Raw genomic sequence first — 16301 nt, 5'->3', positions numbered from 1 at the left:
ACGGTGAGGGCGCTGACCGTCCTCCAGGCGGCCGCCGCCGGGGTCGTCGCGGCGCGGCTCGCCCGGGGGCGCCGCCGTCCCGCGCCGCTGAGGCCGGGGACGGCAGGACCGCCGCCCGAGCGGGTGTCGGTGGTGATCCCCGCCCGCGACGAGGAGTCCCGCCTCGAAGGATGCCTGGCGCCGCTGCTCGCCGACCCGGCCGTGGACGAGGTCATCGTCGTGGACGACGAGTCCCGCGACGGCACCGCGCGGCTGGCCGAGCGGCTGGGCGCCACCGTCCTCCCGGGCGCGCCGCTGCCGGACGGGTGGATCGGCAAGCAGTGGGCCCTGCACCAGGGCGTGCAGGCCGCGGCCGGCCCGGTCGTGGTCCTGCTGGACGCCGACATGCGTCCCAAGGCGGGCCTCTGCGCGGAACTGGCGGCGCTCCTGGACGCCCACGACCTGGTGAGCGCGGGACCCCGCTTCATCTGCGGCAACGCGGTGGAGCAGGCGCTGCACGCCTCGCTGCTGGCCACGCTCGTCTACCGCTTCGGGCCCATCGGCTCGACGACGGCGCCCACCGGGCCGGGGGCATCGGTGGGGCGGTTGCTCGTCACGGGGCAGTGCATGGCCTTTCGCAAGGCGCGGATGGACGAGGCCGACGGGTTCGCGCGAGTCAGGCGCCATCTCACCGACGATGTGGCGCTCGGGAGGCTCCTCGCCCGCGACGGCTGGCGGGTCGCGTTCGTGGACGCGGGCCCGCTGCTGGAGGTGGACATGCACACCTCCGCCGCCGACGTGTGGCGCGAATGGGGACGGTCCATCGCGCTGCGGGACGTCACCCCCGTTGCCCATCTGGCGGGCGATCTGGCCGTGGTCTGGCTGACCGCCGCGCTCCCCGTCCTGCGGCTCGCGGTGGGACGGCCGACGCCGCTCGACCTCGGCCTGCTGGCGCAGCGGCTCCTCCTCGTGACGGCCCTGCGCGGCAGTTACGTGCGTCCGGGCCCCGGCCTGGCGGCGTCCCCGTTCCTGGACGTGGCGACGGCCGTCCGGCTCACCTGGTCGGCGCTGCTGCCGACGCGCACCTGGCGCGGCCGGGACTACGGCCCGGCGGTGGTCAGGGCCGCCGTCCCGCCAGCGCCGCCTGCCCGAAACGCAGCCCGATGAGGCACATCAGCGCCCCGGTCCCGGCGACCTGCTCGACGGGCGCGAAGAACAGCTGCAGCACCGGCAGCGAGAACACCGAGAGGCGGGCGCCCCACGCGAACGAGAAGACGAGAGTCCCCGCGAGGAGCAGGACGAGGCCGAGCGCGAACGCCGCCGGGCAGATCACCGCGAACCCGCCGGCGAAGGTCAGGATCGAGCGCCCGCCCCGGCGCCCGGCGAACACCGGCCAGGCGTGGCCGGCCATCGCCGCGCCGACCGCCGCGTACACCGGCAGGACGCTCGCCCCGGCCACCGAACCGAACCGGCCCGTCTCGACCCCGCTCACCAGCAGGCCGACCAGCCCGGCCGCCGTCCCCTTGAGCATGTCGCCGGCGAAGACGGGCACGGAGGCCTTCCGGCCGAGCTGCTCCATGACGTTCCAGAAGCCGGGGTTGCGGTCGCCGACGTCGCGGGGATCGAGGCCGTGGGCGCGGCCGACGAGCACCGCGACCGGCACCGAGCCCAGCAGGTAGCCGCCGACGACCGACACGAGCACGGGAATCACCGCTGTGACCACGGGAACCACTGCATGAGCACGGAGATCATCGCCTCGTTCCACCTCATCAGGTACGCGGGAGTGGACGCCATGCGGCACATGGCGTTCGACCGTCCGGTGCTGCGCGGGACCGGCGGCCTGCGGTTCTGGCGGCTGCTCGGGACGGGGAGGGGCCGCTCCATGAGCCTCGGCGCCGACCTGCGCCGCTGGGCCCTGTTCGCGGTGTGGGAAGGCGAACCGGCGCTGGAGGGCTTCCTCACGCGCTCGCCGATCGCGGTGCGGTGGCGGGACGGGGCCGAGGAGTCCTGGCATGTGCGGCTCGCGCCGCTGGCGTCCCGGGGCGGCTGGGGAGGGGCCGACCCGCTCGCCGGAGCGGCGGCCCACCCTCCGCCGCGCGGGCCGGTGGCCGTGCTGACCAGGGCGTCGATCCGTCCGGGACGGCTGGTGGCGTTCTACCGTTCCGTACCGGACGTGGACCGCCTGCTGCGCGGCCAGGACGGCTGCCTCGCCTCGGTCGGGGTCGGGGAGTGGCCGCTCGCCCGGCAGGCGACGTTCTCGCTGTGGCGGGACGAGGCGGCCGTCCGCCGCTACGCCTACCAGGGAGACGCCCACCGCGACGTCATCAGGCGGGTCCGCCGCGAAGGCTGGTACAGCGAGGAGCTCTTCGCCCGCTTCGTTCCGTTCGGCAGCGAGGGCACCTGGAACGGCCGCGACCCGCTGCGTCCCGGCGGCGGAGACGGAGCCGCTCACGGCGCCGGCCCCATGGCTCACTGACCCTCCGCGGCCAGGTCGCGTGCCACCACGCAGGCACGGGCGACGGCGGCCGCGCTCGACGAGCCGTGCGCGACGACGACCGTTCCGGTCAGGCCCAGCAGCGCGGCGCCCCCGTGGGTGTCGGCCGCGTACAGGCGCGCGACCGCCTCCAGCGGCCCGGCGTCGACGGTTCCGGCACGGGCGACGAGGCCGAGCGTCGTGCGGACGCAGCCTTCGATGCTCTTCAGTACGACGTTCCCGGTGAACCCGTCGGTCACGACCACATCGACGGTTCCGGCCAGCACGTCGTGGCCCTCGACGTTGCCGTGGAAGCGCACCGGCATCTCCGGCAGCAGCAGCGCCGCGTCCCGGACGAGCCGGTTCCCCTTGCCCGGCTCAGCCGCGATGGACAGCAGCCCCACCGACGGATCGGCCACGCCCAGGACGCTCCGCGCGTACTCGGTGCCGAGCGCCGCGAACTGCGCCACCATCTCCGCCGACGGGTCGGCGGTGCCGCCCGCGTCGACCAGGACGGTGAAGCCCGACATGGCGGGCAGCGCCACGGCCAGCGCCGGGCGCAGCACGCCCTCGCGCCGCCCGAGGGCGCGGACGGCGCAGGTCACCACCGCGCCGGTGGACCCGGCCGACACGAACGCCGCCCCTCCGCGTCGCGCCAGCTCGCAGCCCACCATCAGGCTGGACTTGGACTGGAACGCGGCGTTCGAGCCCCGCTCGGCCATGGGGATGACGTCGTCGGCGTGCTGCACCTCCAGCTCGCCGACGCCGCCGTGCCGCCGCAGCTCCTCGTCGATCTCGTCGGCCCGTCCCACCAGGAGGACGGGGACCCCGTGCTCGCGGTGCGCCGCCAGCGCGCCCGGCACCGTCTCGGCGGGCCCGTGATCGCCGCCCATCGCGTCCAGCACGACCCGCGCCGCGCCGCCCGTTTCTCCCATGTCAGGCCATCCCGGCGGGGACACGCCGCTCGGCCCGGCCCGCGGCCGACGCCGCCAGCAGGTGCCGCGCGTAGATCACGGCGCGGCGGTGGCGGGGCACCCGCGCCCGCGCGGCCAGCACGTCGTGGCCGGCCGCCTCGATCTCGTCCAGGATCCCGCCGTACAGCTCGTGCGCCGCGCGGATGCAGGGGCGCGAGGACGGCACCAGCAGCTTCACCCCCTCCAGCGCGCGGCCGTAGTGCTCCCGCGCGCGGCCGGCCTCGAAGGCCACCAGCTCGCGGATGCCGGGCGTGCAGTTGCCGGAGGCCAGGTCGTCCTCGGTCACGCCGAACCTCTTCAGGTCGTTCGTCGGGAGGTACACGCGGCCGCGGCCCAGGTCCTCGGCCACGTCGCGCAGGAAGTTGGTCAGCTGGAACGCCCGGCCGAGTTCCCGGGCGGGCTCGCGCGCGGTCCGCCCGGCGCCGGGCAGGGTCTCCAGGACGGGCAGCATCATCAGGCCGATGGCCGCGGCCGACCCCTCCATGTAGGCCAGCAGGTCGTCGTAGGTCGCGTACCGGGTGACGGTCAGGTCGGCGCGCATCGACTCCAGGAACGCGTCGATGTCCGCGCGCTCGACATCGAAGGAGCGCACGGTGTGCACGAACGCGGGCAGGACCGGGTCGCGGACGTGCTCGCCCGCCAGTGCCGCGTCGAGCCGTCCCTTGACCTGGTCCAGCGCCGCGGCCCGGCCTTCCGCGCCGGTGGCCTCGTACTCGTCGACGATGTCGTCCACGTGGCGGGCGAACCCGTACAGGGCGTGCACGTGCCGGCGTTTCCACGCGGGCAGCAGCAGCGTCGCCAGGTAGAAGGAGCGCCCGTGCCGGGCGTTGAGGCGGCGGCAGTGCTCGTAGCTCGCGGTCAGCGTCATCGGGCGCCCTCCATGATCCGGGCGGCGGCCAGCCTCCCGGAGATCAGTGCCGGTGGGACCCCCACGCCGGGCGCGGTGTACATCCCGGCGAAGTGCAGCCCCGCGACGCGGCGGCTCCGGCCCGACGGGCGGAACCACGCCGTCTGCCGGAAACGGTGGTCGAGGGCGAAGGGCGTGCCCGCCGAGTGGCCGAGGCGCGCCCATGTCGGCGGGTCGAACCTCTCCCTGGGCGCCGCCGACAGGTCGCCGTACCCGAGGTCGGCCAGACGGCCCAGCAGGCGGTCTTCCAACTGCGGGGCGAGGCGGTCCCAGTCGGCCCCGCCCGCCAGGTTGGGCGCGGGTTCCAGGACGCTCAACGTCGAGTGCCCGGCGGGCGCGGCGGTGGCGTCCGATTCGGGATAGGTCACGAGGAGGCTCGGGTCCGGCTGGGGGCGTCCGGCCGCCAGGGCGGAGAAGACGGTGCCCCACTCGCGGCCGAAGTGCAGGGTGTGATGGGACTGACCGGGCAGCCGCCGGTCCAGCCCGAAATGCAGGACCAGGCAGGACGGTGAGTACCGCGGCCTGCGCAGCCGCCAGTCGCCGGCCCCTTCCGGGAGCAGTCCGGCATGCGCCCGCGGCAGGTCGCAGGCGACGACGACGCTGCTCGCGGGCAGCCGCTCGCCGGTGTCCAGCCGGACCGCCGTCACACCGTCCGTGCCGGTCTCGACCCGTTCGGCGCGGACGCCGTACCTGATCGAGGCGCCGGCCTTCTCCGCGACGGCGGCCAGCGCCTGCGGGACGGCGTGCATGCCGCCCCGGGACGGGAAGTAGACACCGCCGACGGTGTCCATGTGCGCGACGACGGCGTAGATCGCCAGCGCCTTGTGCGGAGGCAGCCCCACGTACAGCGCCTGGAAGGTGTGCGCCCTGACGAGCCGTTCGTCCGTCAGGTGACCGGCGACGAAGCGGTCCAGGCGCCGGAATCCGCCCGCCGCCGCCAGCCTGAGCAGCGCGTGGGGGCGCGCCATGCCGCGCAGCCGGGTCATGTCCGCGTCGATGAACGACGACCATTCCGCCTCGAACATCTCCCCGAGCCGCCGCCGGAACCGCAGGTAGCGCGCCGCCTCCGCCGGGCCGCACAGCTCCCGGACGCCCGCGGCCATCCGCTCGGCGCCGCCCACCACGTCCAGCCGGGAGCCGTCGTGGAACGCCAGCCGGTAGAACGGGTCCAGGCGCCGCAGCGGGAGAACGCTCTCCAGGTCGGCGCCCGCCGCGCCGAACGTCTCGGCGAGCACCTCCGGCATGGTCAGCACCGAAGGTCCGGTGTCGAACCGGTACCCCCCGGTACGGACGGTCCCGCAGCAGCCGCCCGGCACGTCCCGGGCCTCGACCAGCACCACCTCGCGGCCCCGCGCCGCCAGATGGATCGCGGCGGACAGGCCGCCGAGACCCGCCCCGATCACGACGACCGGGCCCCGCCCTCCCATCAGCCCCGCCCTCTCGTCAGCCCTGCCCGCGTCATCGGCACCGCCCGCGACGGCTCGCCCGGCGTGCCGCACGATGTCGGGTTCGCACCTTTTTCCTCCATCGTCGTCCCGAGTGGGTTCTGCACGGTTCTTCAGGTCTGCACAGTTCTTCGGGACGCGACGCCCGGTCGGTTGCATCACACGGGCCGTAGGTCACGCTCGGCGGAGCGTCAGCGGGCCCGTACCGTCGCGCGCTGCTTCGGCGCCCCGCGCCGCTCGGCCGCGCGGACGATGCCCGAGCACATCCCCCCGAAGATCCGGTCGTGCAACGGGCGGAACGCCCACCAGTACGCGTGCCCGGCGAGGCCCCGGGGATGGAACAGGGCCCGCTGCGTGAGGGACGTCCGGGAGCCGTCGCTGCGCACGACGAACTCCAGCCAGGCCAGTCCCGGCAGCCGCATCTCGGCCCGCAGGCGCAGCAGCCGTCCCGGCTCGATCTCCTCCACGCGCCAGAAGTCCACCGCCTCCCCGATCCGCAGCCGGCGCGGGTCGCGGCGGCCGCGCCGCAGCCCGACCCCGCCGACCAGCCGGTCGAGGACGCCCCGGGCCTGCCAGGCGACGGGGAAGGAGTACCAGCCGCGGTCCCCGCCGATCCCCTCGACGACCCCCCACAGCCGTTCGGGCGGCGCGTCCGTCCGGCGGACCTGCTCGTCGGTGTAGAGGCTGCCGCCCGCCCAGTCCGGGTCCGTCGGCAGCGGGTCGCTGGGCGCGCCGGGCGTGCTCGCCGACGACCAGCGGGTGGCGACGTCCGCCTCCCGGACGCGGCGCAGCGCCAGTTCGACCGAGCGCTCGAACCCGACCGCCCCACCGGGCGGTGGCGGCACGTACTCGGCGAGGTCGTTCTCCCTGCACACCACCTCGTTGCGCAGCGACTCCACCAGCGGCCGCGCCAGCGCTCCGGGAACGGGCGTGATGCCCCCGACCCACAGGCTCGACAGCCGCGGGCTCAGCACCGGGACCGGCAGGATGATCCGCTGCTTGAGCCCCGCCGCGCGGGCGTAGCCGCGGATCATGTCGACGTAGGTGAGCACGTCCGGCCCGCCGATGTCGAAGCCGCGGTTCACGTCCGCGGGCAGGTCCGCGGCCGCCACCAGGTAGTACAGGACGTCCCGGATCGCGATCGGCTGGATGCGGGTGCGCACCCAGCGCGGCGTGACCATCACCGGCAGCCGCTCGGTCAGGTACCGCAGCATCTCGAACGACGCCGAGCCCGAACCGATGATCACCGCGGCGCGCAGCCACGCGGTCGGCACCCCGCTGTCCAGCAGGATGCGGCCGACCTCGGCGCGGGACCGCAGGTGCGGCGACAGTTCCCCCTCCGGCTCCATCCCGCCGAGGTAGACCAGCCGCCCGACCCCCGCCTCCCGCGCCGCGCCGGAGAACGTGCGGGCCGCCCGGCGGTCGGTCTCGGCGAATCCGCCGTTGCCGCCGATCGCGTGGATCAGGTAGTAGGCGACGTCCACGCCCTCCAGGGCCCGCCGGGACGACTCGGGGTCGGTCGCGTCGGCCTCCACGATCTCGACCCGGTCCGCCCACGGCTGGTCGCGCAGCCGCCGGGCCGAGCGCGCCATGCACCGCACCCGGTGGCCGGCCGCCAGGAGTTCCGGCACGAGGCGGCCTCCGATATAGCCGCTGGCCCCCGTGACGAGGCAGGTCCGCCCTTCACCGGTGTCCGTTGGCCCTTTCCCGGTGTCCATACGTCTCCCTCGGTCGTCGTCCGACGGGCGGGCCCCGCCCGCTGCGGGCGTCATCGGTCGTCGGGGTCGATGATCGGCGGCGGGTAGCCGAGGGACCGCCTGCGGTCCTCGTCCAGCGTCCAGGGCCGGTGGACGCCGGACCCCTCGACGCTGGCCAGTTCGGTGACGTACCGGCGGACGTAGTCGCCGCGCGGGTCGAAGCGCGACGCCTGCCGGAACGGGTTCATCACCTGGTCGGGCCGGGTGCTGTTCCCGGTTCCGGCGACCCACTGCCAGTTCCCCGCGTTGTCGGCGACGTCGCCGTCGACGAGCCACTCGTTGAAGTGGCCCAGGCCCCTGCGCCAGTCGATGCCGAGGTCGCGGGTCAGGAACGAGGCGGTGATGAGCCGGGCGCGGTTGTGCATGAACCCCTCGCGGTGAAGCTGGCGCATCCCCGCGTCCACGATCGGGACGCCCGTCGTGCCCTCGCACCACGCGGCGAAGGCGTCCTCGTCGTCCTTCCACCGCCGGTCGCGCGATCGGTAGTCGCGCCGCGGGAGCTCGGGGAAGGCGGCGGCGACCTGGTGGTGGAAGTCCCGCCACGCCAGCTGGCGCCGGTAGGCGTCCGGCGCGGCCCCCGCCAGTTCCCGCGGCGAGACGCAGCCGAACTTCACGTACGGGCTGAGCCGGGACGTGCGGTCGGCAGCGAGATCGTCGCGGACGTCGTCGTAGGCGGTGGCGTCCTCGCGCAGCCACGCCTTCATGCGTTCGCGTCCCGCGCCCTCCCCGCCGGGCGCGAGCGCGGGGGACGGGGAGCCGGAGGTCAGGTCGGCGAGCCGCGGCAGCGCGCCCGGGTTCACCCCGGACGGCAACCGGATCTTCTCGGGCGCGTCCGCGGCCGGACGCCACCGGGCCGCCTCCCAGGCCCGCCAGTACGGGGTGAACACCTTGTAGTGGTCGCCGCTGGTGGGAATGAGCTCGCCGGGCGTGACCACGGTGATGCCGGGGTGCGCCGACACGTCCAGGTCGAGACCGTCCGCGCGCACGGCTTCGCGGATGCGGTCGAGGCGCCGGGTCGCGTACGCCGACCGCTCGTCGGCGAGGAACAGCGAGCCGGCGCCCGTCTCCCGGGCCAGCCGGGCGACCTCCTCGGCGGGGTCGCCGCGCCGCACCACCAGGTCGCCGCCCCGCTCACCGAGCGACCGTCGCAGGTCGGCGAGGCTGTCGAGGAGGAACCGGACGCGGTTGGGCACGCCGAACGGGCCGTCCAGGATCGCGTCGTCGAAGACGAAGACCGGGACGACCTGATCTGCCTCGCAGGCCGCGGCCAGAGCGGGGTTGTCGCGTACCCGGAGGTCGCGGGTGAACAGCATCAACGAGGTGTCCATCACCTGGGTCTTCGGAGCCGGGGGCGTGAACGGTTGCGGTAAGCGATGTCGCAGTTCAGCGCGGTGGCGAAGGAACACCGGGCCGCGTAGGGAGCAGCGCGCCGTCAGGGTCGACCGCCTTCCCGCTACGGCGGCATCCGCACGTCGCGTTTCGCGGCGGTCTTCAGGGGGTGTTCCCTGAGGTCAGAGGCCACCGGGATGCAACCGGAAGGACCGGCCCCGGCGAAGACCAGTGGGACCGCACGGTCAAGGAGCCCGTACGACCGGTGGCACCGATCTACCGGTGGCACCGGTAGATCGGTGACGCCGTACGCTGTGCCGTCGGAGCAGCACGGGAGACCGAACGCATGCGTGGGGAGACGGACCGGGGGCCGGGACTGGGCGTGGGCGCGGTGGCGCGCCGCCTGGGCCTGGCGGCCGCCACCCTGCGCACGTGGGACCGCAGGTACGGCATCGGCCCGAGCGGGCGCAGCCCCGGCGGCCACCGCCGCTACACGCCCGCGGACGTGGCGCGGCTCGAAGCCATGCAGCGGCTGATCCTCGCGGGCGCCCCGCCGGGCGAGGCCGCCCTCGCCGCGCTGCGCGAGCCGCCCGGCGCGCCGCGCCAGCCGCGCGGGCACGGCGCCGGCGGCAACCGCGTGCCCGTGGGGGAGGCGCCCGCCGGAGCGGACACCGCCGAAGTGCGCGGCCTGGCCCGCGCGGCGATGTCGCTGGACCTCCCCGCCATGAACGACGCCGTCCGGACCGCGATCGCGCGCGACGGGGTCGTGCGGGCCTGGGACGGCCTGATGGTCCCGGTCATGGTCGGGATCGGCCGCAAGCACGCGGCGGGCGGTGACTGCGTCGAGGTGGAGCACCTGCTGTCCACGGTGGTGCTCGGCTGCCTGGCGGAGGTGCCGCCGCCCGCGCGGCCGGTGAACGTCCGGCCCGTCCTGCTCGCCTGCGCCCCGGAGGAGCAGCACAGCCTGCCCCTGTACGCGCTGGCCGCCGCGCTGGCGCAGGGCGGCGCCGCGGCGAGCCTGCTGGGGGCGCGGGTCCCCGCGAACGCCCTCGCCGCCGCGATCCGGCGCACGGGGCCGGGCACCGTCTTCGTCTGGTCGCAGATCGCCGAGACCGGCGACCCGGACTGGCTGGCCGATCTCCCGGGCACCCGTCCCGTGGTGCGGCTCCTGGCCGGCGGGCCGGGCTGGAGGCGGGACCGGCTGCCGGACGCCGTCCGCCTCGTGACAAGCCTTTCCCAAGCCGTCACCGAGATTTTGGACGGCCCCGCGGCGCCCTGATACGCGCGGAACCCGCGCACCCGCATCCCCCATCGCCGTGTCGGGCCCGACGTTGCCCAGAGAATCGACTATGAACAAGTTTTGAAACGATTCTCTCGGGAAAGGCCCAGCTCATGAACCTGGGAGAGCGGCTCGCATGCGGGGACGAGACCGCGCTGGCCGAGTGCTACACCGCGCTCGGCCCGCTCGTCCGCCGCCACGTCGTCCGGCTCGTGCCCCGGCACGCCGTGGACGACGTCGTCCAGCTGGTCTTTCTGGAGGTCTGGCGGTCGCGGCGCCGCTTCGACCCGGCGCGCGCCCTGGAGCCCTGGGTCCTCGCCATCGCCCGCAGGCGCGCCATCGACCAGCTCCGCGCCGAGGCCCGCCACTACCGCAGGACGCTGCCCCTGGAGGACCACGCGGAACTGCCCGCGGCGCGGACGCCCGACGCCTCGCCGTCCGTGGAGACCGCCTGCGACGTCCGGGACGCCCTCGCCGTCCTGCCCCTGCCGCAGCGCCAGGCGATCGTGCTGGCCCACTTCGGGCAGCTGACGCAGACGGAGATCGCCGACCGGCTGTCCGTCCCGCTGGGCACCGTCAAGGCGCGCACGGCCCGCGGCCTGCGCCGGATGAGAGAGCTTCTATGACCGGCGGCCCGTATCCGCGTCCCCGGCTGGCGGTGTCGAGCTGCCTGCTGGGGGCCCCGGTCCGCTACAACGCCGGCCACAGCCGCGACCGGTTCCTCACCGACGCCCTCGACCCGCATGTCGACTGGGTCCCGGTATGCCCGGAGATGGAGATCGGCCTCGGGACACCGCGTCCGACGCTGCGGCTGCTCACCGACGGGCACCTCGTCACCCACGACGGGTCCGCCGACCACACCGCCGCGATGACCGCGCTCGCCGAGACCCGCGTCCCCCGGCTGGAGGACCTGGACGGCTACGTGCTCAAGTCGCGCTCGCCGTCCTGCGGGCTGTTCCGGCTGCCGCGCTACGCCTCCGGCAAGCCCGGTGAGCGCACCGACGGCCAGCCCGTGGACCGCCAGGGCCGCGGGGTGTTCGCCGGCCTCGTCCGCGAGGCGCTCCCGGATCTGCCCGCCGAGGAGGACGGCCGCCTCCGCGACCCCGTCCTGCGCGAGCACTTCATCGAGCGCATCTACGCCCACGCCCGGCTCCGCGAGCTCTTCGACGCCGACTGGCGGCCCCGCGACCTCGTCGCCTTCCACAGCCGCCACAAGCTGCAGGTCCTTGCCCACGACCCGTCCGCCTACCAGGGGCTCGGACGGATCGTCGCGCAGGCGGGGACCCGTCCGCGGGACGAGTTGGAGGACGACTACCGGCACGCGTTCTGCGCGGCGTTCGCCGTCCGTCCCAAGCGCGGCCGCCACATGAACGCCCTCCAGCACCTCCTCGGCATGCTCGGCGACCACCTCGACGACACCCGCCGCCACGACCTTCTGGCCGCCATCGAGACCTACCGGCAGGGCCAGGCACCCCTCAGCGTCCCCATGGCCCTCCTGCGCCACCACGCCATGGGCGAGGGCCTCGACTACCTGACCCAGCAGACCTACCTGGACCCGTATCCCGCCGACCTGGTCCTGCGCCACTACCTGTGACCGCTCCTTGCTGGTGACCGGCAAGGCCCGCCCCACGCCGAACGGGCCGAGGTGAGAGCGAGGCTCACCACCGGCCCGTTCAGCAGGCACCGCTTGTTCAGCAGGGGGCGGGCTCCAGGATCCGGTCGGCGGCCTCCGGCTCCTCGGCGGCCGGCGCGTCGGACTCGTCGACGGCCTTCGCGCGCCTGGGCAGCAGGAACGCGACCCCGACCATCGCCAGGGACAGCGCGGCGCTGATGACGAACGCCAGCCGCATCCCGTCGAGCTGGGCGAGCGTGGCGGTGACCCCGTCGGCCATCCGGCTCTCGGCGCGCCCGGCCATCACGGTCACCACCAGCGCGGTGCCGAAGGCCGCGGAGACCTGCTGGAGGGTGCCCAGCATCGAGCTGCCGTGCGAGTAGAGCGGGGCCGGGAGCGCCCCGAGGCCGAGGGTGAACACGGGGGTGAACGCCGCCGCCAGCGACACCATGAGCAGCGAGTGCAGGCCGAGCACCTGCCAGTACGGCATCGTCGCCGAGATCTGGGTGAACCCGGCCAGGGCGAGCACGATGCCCGCCGCCCCGGGAATGATCAGCATCCGCCCGCCGAAGCGGTCGAAGAGCCGTCCCACGGCCGGGCCGAGCAGCCCCATCGCCAGCCCGCCGGGCATCATCAGCAGGCCCGTCTCCAGCGGCGAGAGGCCGCGCAGGTTCTGCAGGTAGATCGGCAGCAGGATCATCGAGCCCATCATCGCCATGAACCCGAGGGCCATCAGCAGCAGCGAGAGGGTGTAGGTGCGGTGCCGCAGGACGCGCAGGTCCAGCAGGGGGACGTCGCGGCGCTGCAACCGGAGCTGGCGGAGGGCGAACACCGCGATCGTGACCGCCCCGACCGCGACGAGCGCCGCGGGGAGCACCGCACCGCCCTGCCCGAACCTGCTCAGCCCGTACACCAGGGAGCCGAAACCGAGAGCGGCGGCCGCGACGCTGAACCAGTCGATGGTGCCGGCCTGCGGCTCCCCGACGTTCTCCAGCCGTCCGAGGCCGCGCCAGGTGATCAGTGCCGCGATCGGCAGCACCGCGGCGAACAGCAGCCGCCACGAGCCGAGCTGCAGGATCAGGCCCGAGACCGCCGGGCCCATCGCCGGCGCGACCGAGATCGCCATGGTCACGTTGCCCATCACCCGGCCGCGGTCCTCCTCCGGCACGACGGTCATCAGCGTGGTCATCAGCAGCGGCATCATCACCGCGGTGCCGGTCGCCTGGACGATCCGCGCGAGCAGCAGCACCTCGAACACCGGCGCGACCGAGGCCAGCGCCGTCCCGGCGAGGAAGACGCCCATCGCGGTGGCGTAGGCGCGGCGGGTGGTGACCCGCTGCAGGAACCACCCCGTCACCGGGATCACCGCGGCCATGGTCAGCATGAACGCGGTCGAAAGCCACTGCGCCGCCTGCTCGGTGACGTTCATGTCCGCCATCAGCCGCGGGATCGCGTTGATCATGACCGTCTCGTTCAGGATCACCACGAAGGTGGCCAGCACCAGCAGCCGGATCACGGCGGGCGTCTTCGAGCGGCCGCCCCCCGCTCCCCGGGCCGCGGTCTCCGGCTGTCCGCCGCTTGCGTGCTCTTGCGTCGTCGTCATGCCGGGGTAGACCGCCGCCGTCCGGAGAACTCATCGCTCGATTCGAGAATTCTTTCGAACGCCGACCGAGCCGTCCACGACCAGCGAGAACGCGCGACGGAACGGAACCGGATGATCGCGGACGGCGTCGGATCGGTACGCGGGAACGCCCCTCCGGCCCGCGGACGGGCGCATCTTCCGCGCGAGGGGAGCACGGTGCCCAGCTATCTGCAGACTCTTCCGCTCCACACGATCACCGAGGTGTACGGCGAGGCCGGACTCCGCGACCGGTTCTCCCGCGAGATCCTGCGGTTCCGTGAGCCGGACTGGCGGCGGCTGAGCACGGCGCTCGCGCTGGCCGGCGACCTGCACCGGCAGGACCGGCGCGTCCGCGAGCCCGTGGTCAACCATCTGCTCCGGGTGACGCTGCGCGTGATGTGCCACTACGAGGTGGACGACGCGGACCTCCTCGTCGCCGCCCTCATGCACGACTCCGTCGAGGACCACCCGACCGACCTGGCCGGGGACGGGCACGCCGACCCGGCGGAGGCGGCCCTCGGCGTCCTGTCCGCCGAGTTCGGGCCGCGCGTCGCCGAAATCGTCCGCGCCGTCACCAACCCGGTGTACGACCGCGGCCGGGACGTCCACGCCCAGTACCGCGCCCACGTCGTCGAAAGCCTGGAACGCCACCCGGCCGCCCGCATCATCAAGGTCTCCGACTTCACCGACAACGGCGTCGGCCTGATCCACACCACCGGCCCGAAGCTCCGCAAGCTGGCCCGCAAGTACCGGCCGCTGGTCCCGGAGCTCAAGGACCTGGTCAACCGCCCCGACACGCCGCTCAAGGAGCGGATCAAACAGCACATCACCGGCCAGCTCGACCGCGCCGACGAACGCTTCACCGCCATCCTGCAAGGGCACGCCCTCGCCGGCCAGGCGACCTGACGTCCTCTACCGCCCTCTCATCAGCGCGTCGGCCCGCCGCCCGGCGATGTTCCGTATCTTCCTCGTCCCGCCGCTCTCGGCGAGCAGCGTGAGAACCGGCAGGGAGGTGACCTTCTCCGCGAGCATGCGCTGCATCCAGGGCGTGGTGCCCGCCAACTCGGCGGCGGCCGGCGTCCGCCCGTCCTCGATCGCCAGGTGGACCGACCAGTCGTGGACGCGGCGACGTACGAACGGGCCGTGCCCTTCCGCATCGAGTCTCCGCAGCTCCGGCAGGAGCCCGGCCGCCCAACGCTGGAACTCGCCCTGACCGGCGGACCTCATCGCGACCTCGTCCACGAGCTGGACGACCGCCGTCTTGGCCACCGACGAAACGGGATCGCGCAGGATCAGGGCCACGATCCGGCGCTCGGCGTCAGGGCGGCGGGACGCGGCGACCGCCGCGACCACCTCGCCGTAGACGCGTACCCGCACATGCTCGTCCTCGACGGCCTCGTCGACCTCCGCGTCGAGCATCCCGGCGTCCGCGAGCATCGCGGCCACATCCGCACGTAGAGCCATCCGGTTCGTCACCTCCCACCAGGCCCCATCCAACAAGAGATCGCCGAACACCGGCGATCCCGTGTGGGGCGGCGGACCGGGACGCGGGGCGGGCCCTGCGTCCCGGTCGCGCGGGTCGGGGGGTCAGCCGGTGGTGCCGGTCCAGGTGGCCGGGACGTGGGCCAGGCGGACGCGCTGGGGGTGGTCGCCGACGGGGACGGAGGTGATCTTCTGGCCGGTGCCGAAGTCGATGGCGGTGACCTGGTCGGCGCCGCTCTCGGAGATGACGCAGGCGCGGCCGTCGCCGCTGACGGTGGCCCAGTAGGGCTTGGACGCGGTGACCAGGGGGCCTTCCTGGAGGGACGAGCGGTTGACGATGGTGGCGTAGTCGTCCATGGTCCCGGCGACGCAGAGCCTGCTTCCGTCGGGGCTCATCGACAGGCCGTGGTGGCGGGAGTCGTTGACGAAGGTGGTGCGGTCGTCGCTGGTGGCCGGGTTCTTGGGCAGGGTCTTCACCCGGGTGATCTTGTCGGTGGCCATGTCGTACTCCACGAGGCCGTTGAAGAACGAGACCTGGAAGTACAGCTTGGACTCGTCCGGGGAGAACACCGCGGGCCGGATCGCGTTCGACAGGTCCTTGCGGCCGAAGGCGTCCAGGCGCGAGCGCATGTCGATGGTCTTGACGACCTTGTAGGTGGAGGTGTCGGCGATGGTGAGATGGCGGTCGCCCTTGGTCCAGTCCTGGGACGGGTCGTCGAAGTCGGTCTCGACGTTCCCGATGGACATGTTCAGGATGTACCTGCCGTCCCTGGTGAAGATGTTCTCGTGGGGCTTGTCGCCGGTGGCGAACGAGCCGAGCTGCTTGCCGGTGTTGATGTCCAGGACGTGGACGACCCTGCCGAGCGAGGCCGACACGGCGACCTTGGTGCCGTCGGGGGAGACCGACATGTGGTCGGCGCGGTAGCCCGAGACGGCGAACCGCCACCTGACCTTCCCGGTGGTCAGGTCGATGGAGACGACGTCGCCGAAGCTGGGCCGCGAGGCGACCAGGGCGGAGCCGTCGGGGGTGGAGTACAGGTCGTCGACGAGCTGGTCGTGCCCCTCGCCGGCGGTGGCCCGGATGCCCAGGAAGACGGCCAGGTTGATCGGGTTGAGGTAGATCGCGGTGAGCCGCTGGCTCCGGTCGGGGACGACGTTGATCCGGCCGATCTTGGCGAAGTCGCCGCTGGACTTGATGACGTCGGCGGTGCCCTCCCAGTTGTTGCCGACGAACATCACCTCGCGCAGGGGGGCCGCGTGCGCGGTGGTCGCGGTGACGGCGGGGGCGATGGCACCGGCCGCCAGGACGGCCGCGGCGGCGATGCTCCGCAGGCGGCGGTGCGGTCTGGGGCGGGCAGGGGTGGTCGCAGCGTGCATGCTTGCTTCTCCCAAGGGGGTGGGGGTCGCCCAGAGGGGGCGGGAGCGCGGAACCCTTCCGCGTCC

15 protein-coding genes are annotated in these 16301 nt (G+C 74.0%); 6 read left to right on the top strand and 9 right to left on the bottom strand.

All coding sequences use genetic code 11. The features are described from left to right. Window positions 1-3: 3 nt before the first annotated feature. The gene (locus AB0H37_RS20230; RefSeq protein WP_360614330.1) at window positions 4-1146 is read left to right on the top strand and encodes a glycosyltransferase family 2 protein; all 1143 of its coding nucleotides are present in this window, start codon (window positions 4-6) and stop codon (window positions 1144-1146) included. Here AB0H37_RS20230 and AB0H37_RS20225 read toward each other — a convergent pair. Beyond that, window positions 1097-1702 carry a glycerol-3-phosphate acyltransferase gene (locus AB0H37_RS20225; RefSeq protein ID WP_360614329.1) on the bottom strand — a complete coding sequence of 202 codons (606 nt, stop codon included), beginning with the start codon at window positions 1700-1702 and terminating at the stop codon, window positions 1097-1099. The genes AB0H37_RS20230 and AB0H37_RS20225 overlap by 50 nt on opposite strands. A gap of 12 nt (window positions 1703-1714) precedes the next feature. Between AB0H37_RS20225 and AB0H37_RS20220 the strand changes: the two genes are divergently transcribed. Then, complete coding sequence (locus AB0H37_RS20220) at window positions 1715-2455, top strand: spheroidene monooxygenase (RefSeq protein WP_360614327.1); 741 nt, start codon at window positions 1715-1717, stop codon at window positions 2453-2455. Here the strand turns inward: AB0H37_RS20220 and AB0H37_RS20215 are convergent. The 5 genes from AB0H37_RS20215 to AB0H37_RS20195 form a co-directional block, all read right to left on the bottom strand. Continuing rightward, window positions 2449-3387 carry a phosphate acyltransferase PlsX gene (locus AB0H37_RS20215; RefSeq protein WP_360614325.1) on the bottom strand — a complete coding sequence of 313 codons (939 nt, stop codon included), beginning with the start codon at window positions 3385-3387 and terminating at the stop codon, window positions 2449-2451. The two genes, AB0H37_RS20220 and AB0H37_RS20215, sit on opposite strands and share 7 nt — an antisense overlap. A gap of 1 nt (window position 3388) precedes the next feature. Next, a complete protein-coding gene (locus AB0H37_RS20210; RefSeq protein ID WP_360614323.1) occupies window positions 3389-4294 on the bottom strand; it encodes a phytoene/squalene synthase family protein in 906 nt (301 codons plus the stop codon). Beyond that, on the bottom strand, window positions 4291-5760 hold the full coding sequence (crtI, locus tag AB0H37_RS20205; protein ID WP_360614321.1) for a phytoene desaturase family protein: 1470 nt from the start codon (window positions 5758-5760) through the stop codon (window positions 4291-4293). Before crtI ends, AB0H37_RS20210 begins: the two co-directional genes overlap by 4 nt. A gap of 209 nt (window positions 5761-5969) precedes the next feature. Next, complete coding sequence (locus AB0H37_RS20200; protein WP_360614319.1) at window positions 5970-7496, bottom strand: SDR family oxidoreductase; 1527 nt, start codon at window positions 7494-7496, stop codon at window positions 5970-5972. Between the two features lie 50 nt (window positions 7497-7546). Further along, the gene (locus tag AB0H37_RS20195; protein WP_360614317.1) at window positions 7547-8863 is read right to left on the bottom strand and encodes a deoxyribodipyrimidine photo-lyase; all 1317 of its coding nucleotides are present in this window, start codon (window positions 8861-8863) and stop codon (window positions 7547-7549) included. Between the two features lie 347 nt (window positions 8864-9210). Here AB0H37_RS20195 and AB0H37_RS20190 point away from each other — a divergent pair, with 347 nt between their 5' ends. The 3 genes from AB0H37_RS20190 to AB0H37_RS20180 all read left to right on the top strand — a co-directional run bounded on the left by AB0H37_RS20190 (window position 9211) and on the right by AB0H37_RS20180 (window position 11737). Then, window positions 9211-10143: a MerR family transcriptional regulator gene (locus tag AB0H37_RS20190; protein WP_360614315.1), complete on the top strand. Its 933-nt coding sequence runs from the start codon at window positions 9211-9213 to the stop codon at window positions 10141-10143. Between the two features lie 113 nt (window positions 10144-10256). Continuing rightward, window positions 10257-10769 carry an RNA polymerase sigma factor gene (locus AB0H37_RS20185; protein ID WP_329097968.1) on the top strand — a complete coding sequence of 171 codons (513 nt, stop codon included), beginning with the start codon at window positions 10257-10259 and terminating at the stop codon, window positions 10767-10769. Further along, the gene (locus AB0H37_RS20180; protein ID WP_360614313.1) at window positions 10766-11737 is read left to right on the top strand and encodes a DUF523 and DUF1722 domain-containing protein; all 972 of its coding nucleotides are present in this window, start codon (window positions 10766-10768) and stop codon (window positions 11735-11737) included. Before AB0H37_RS20185 ends, AB0H37_RS20180 begins: the two co-directional genes overlap by 4 nt. A gap of 97 nt (window positions 11738-11834) precedes the next feature. Here the strand turns inward: AB0H37_RS20180 and AB0H37_RS20175 are convergent, their stop codons facing one another. Further along, on the bottom strand, window positions 11835-13358 hold the full coding sequence (locus tag AB0H37_RS20175; RefSeq protein WP_360614311.1) for an MDR family MFS transporter: 1524 nt from the start codon (window positions 13356-13358) through the stop codon (window positions 11835-11837). Window positions 13359-13553: 195 nt separating this feature from the next. Here AB0H37_RS20175 and AB0H37_RS20170 point away from each other — a divergent pair, with 195 nt between their 5' ends. Then, on the top strand, window positions 13554-14282 hold the full coding sequence (locus tag AB0H37_RS20170) for an HD domain-containing protein (RefSeq protein WP_360614309.1): 729 nt from the start codon (window positions 13554-13556) through the stop codon (window positions 14280-14282). 6 nt (window positions 14283-14288) lie between these two features. Here the strand turns inward: AB0H37_RS20170 and AB0H37_RS20165 are convergent, their stop codons facing one another. Further along, a complete protein-coding gene (locus AB0H37_RS20165; RefSeq protein WP_360614307.1) occupies window positions 14289-14840 on the bottom strand; it encodes a hypothetical protein in 552 nt (183 codons plus the stop codon). Between the two features lie 123 nt (window positions 14841-14963). Then, window positions 14964-16235 (bottom strand): PQQ-binding-like beta-propeller repeat protein, encoded by a 1272-nt coding sequence (locus tag AB0H37_RS20160; RefSeq protein WP_360614305.1) that lies wholly within the window; start codon window positions 16233-16235, stop codon window positions 14964-14966. Window positions 16236-16301 lie beyond the last annotated feature (66 nt).

Origin of the sequence: Actinomadura sp. NPDC023710 (genome assembly GCF_040639875.1) — a bacterium.
Classification (GTDB): domain Bacteria; phylum Actinomycetota; class Actinomycetes; order Streptosporangiales; family Streptosporangiaceae; genus Spirillospora; species Spirillospora citrea.
This window is presented reverse-complemented; position numbering and strand designations above follow the sequence as displayed.

Coding starts and splice junctions, on each gene's coding strand:
- AB0H37_RS20220 (WP_360614327.1), top strand. CDS start 1,715: ATGAGCACGGAGATCATCGCCTCGTTCCACCTCATCAGGTACGCGGGA.
- crtI (WP_360614321.1), bottom strand. CDS start 5,760: ATGGGAGGGCGGGGCCCGGTCGTCGTGATCGGGGCGGGTCTCGGCGGC.
- AB0H37_RS20160 (WP_360614305.1), bottom strand. CDS start 16,235: ATGCACGCTGCGACCACCCCTGCCCGCCCCAGACCGCACCGCCGCCTG.
- AB0H37_RS20200 (WP_360614319.1), bottom strand. CDS start 7,496: ATGGACACCGGGAAAGGGCCAACGGACACCGGTGAAGGGCGGACCTGC.
- AB0H37_RS20175 (WP_360614311.1), bottom strand. CDS start 13,358: ATGACGACGACGCAAGAGCACGCAAGCGGCGGACAGCCGGAGACCGCG.
- AB0H37_RS20180 (WP_360614313.1), top strand. CDS start 10,766: ATGACCGGCGGCCCGTATCCGCGTCCCCGGCTGGCGGTGTCGAGCTGC.
- AB0H37_RS20210 (WP_360614323.1), bottom strand. CDS start 4,294: ATGACGCTGACCGCGAGCTACGAGCACTGCCGCCGCCTCAACGCCCGG.
- AB0H37_RS20165 (WP_360614307.1), bottom strand. CDS start 14,840: ATGGCTCTACGTGCGGATGTGGCCGCGATGCTCGCGGACGCCGGGATG.
- AB0H37_RS20185 (WP_329097968.1), top strand. CDS start 10,257: ATGAACCTGGGAGAGCGGCTCGCATGCGGGGACGAGACCGCGCTGGCC.
- AB0H37_RS20190 (WP_360614315.1), top strand. CDS start 9,211: ATGCGTGGGGAGACGGACCGGGGGCCGGGACTGGGCGTGGGCGCGGTG.
- AB0H37_RS20215 (WP_360614325.1), bottom strand. CDS start 3,387: ATGGGAGAAACGGGCGGCGCGGCGCGGGTCGTGCTGGACGCGATGGGC.
- AB0H37_RS20195 (WP_360614317.1), bottom strand. CDS start 8,863: ATGGACACCTCGTTGATGCTGTTCACCCGCGACCTCCGGGTACGCGAC.